General features: G+C 57.1%; 2 protein-coding genes and 1 pseudogene. All 3 read left to right on the top strand.

The window, feature by feature from the left end; all coding sequences use genetic code 11:
* Positions 1-430, top strand: a pseudogene (locus lacNas_RS10840) (translation initiation factor IF-2); the annotation flags it as partial.
* 12 nt (positions 431-442) lie between these two features.
* Positions 443-805, top strand: coding sequence for a ribosome-binding factor A (locus tag lacNas_RS10835; protein ID WP_201330436.1), 363 nt, complete (start codon positions 443-445; stop codon positions 803-805).
* A gap of 59 nt (positions 806-864) precedes the next feature.
* A partial coding sequence (gene truB / locus lacNas_RS10830; protein ID WP_201346855.1) for a tRNA pseudouridine(55) synthase TruB occupies positions 865-1616 on the top strand: 752 nt, incomplete at its 3' end.

Raw genomic sequence — 1616 nt, 5'->3', positions numbered from 1 at the left:
CAACGTTCGGCCAACGGCAACTGCCAAGAGCCAGGCGGCTCAAGAAGGCGTTGATATCCGCCTTTACAGCGTCATCTACAAGGCCATCGACGACGTCAAGGCCGCAATGCAGGGGATGCTGGAGCCGACTTACGAAGAAAAGGTTATCGGGAACCTGACGGTCCGCGAAATCTGGAAGGTTTCCAAGGTTGGGACCATCGCCGGTGCCTTTGTCGACAGCGGCTATGTGACCAGAGAATCAGGCATTCGCCTCATCCGCGACGGCGTGGTCAAGTACGACGGCAAGGTTGCCTCACTGCGCCGGTTCAAGGATGACGTCAAGGAAGTCAAGGCTGGCTTTGACTGTGGTCTGACCATTGAAAACTACAACGACATCAAGGAAGGCGACGAACTTGAAGTCTACGAGATGCAAGAAGTCAAGCCAAGCTAACGGGAGGCTGAAATGAAGCATAGAAAAGGACGGGTAGAAGGCGAAATCCTGCGTGAACTCACCAAGATCATTCGCAAGAACATCCGCGATCCTCGGGTTGCCGGCGTAACTTTTACCGCCGTAGAGTGCAGCAACGATTTTTCATACGCGACTGTCTACTACAGCCTGCTGACTGAAGACGAAGAAGCGCAGCGCGAAGCGGAAGCCGGCTTGGAAAAGGCCAAGGGAACCATGCGGCATTTGCTCGGGCAAAGCCTGACCATGTACAAGGTTCCAGAGCTGATTTTCAAGCGGGACCAATCCGTGATTTACGGCAGCAAGATCGACCGGTTGATCGCTGACTTAAAGAAGCAGGAACAGGATCGGCAAAATTAGCAAAAGCGCCTTCGGGCGCTTTTTTGTTGGAAAAAATTGATGAATTTAAGGAGACCAAGATGATCAACGGAATTATCGTGATTGACAAAGCCGCCGGCATGACGAGCGGGGACGTGGTTTATCATTTGCGCAAGCTGCTGAAGCAAAGAAAAATCGGCCACGCGGGCACGCTGGACCCGGAAGTGACCGGCGTTTTGCCGGTTGCCCTGGGGCAGGCCACCAAACTGATCGAGCTGATGCATGAGCGCCCGAAGGCTTATGAGGGCGAAGGGATGCTGGGCCTGGCAACCGACTCTTACGACCTGGAGGGGCAGGTGCTGGCGGAGCAGACCCTGGCTGAGCCGTTCAGCGACCAGGAGCTGCAAGCCGCGATGCAAAGCCTGACAGGCGAAATCACCCAGAAGCCGCCAATCTATTCCGCTGTCAAAGTCAACGGCAAGCGTCTTTACGAATACGCCCGGGCCGGCATTCCGGTTGAGCGGCCCGAGCGGACGGTGACGGTGTCCCGCTACGAGCTGACCGCGCCCAGCCGCTTTGACGCTGCCAAAGGCCGGCAGACTTTTTCCTACCGGGTTGAGTGCTCAAAAGGCACCTACGTCCGCAGCCTGGTCAACGACCTGGGCGAAAAGCTCGACGTGCCGGCGGTCATGACCAAGCTGCGCCGGACCGCCAGCTCCGGCTACAGCCTTGCTGATGCGGTCAGCCTGGAAGAACTGGCGGCTGATCCGGACCACCTGCTGGAGCACGTGCAGCCGATCGACAGCTTTTTTGCCGACTATCCGCAAGCCGACCTGGACGACTCCTTGTGGCA

This window comes from Lactobacillus nasalidis, from assembly GCF_016587775.1.
GTDB classification, from domain to species: Bacteria; Bacillota; Bacilli; order Lactobacillales; family Lactobacillaceae; genus Lactobacillus; species Lactobacillus nasalidis.
This window is presented reverse-complemented; position numbering and strand designations above follow the sequence as displayed.

Excerpts from the sequence above, each read along its gene's own strand:
- lacNas_RS10835 (WP_201330436.1), top strand. The coding sequence starts at position 443 with ATGAAGCATAGAAAAGGACGGGTAGAAGGCGAAATCCTGCGTGAACTC.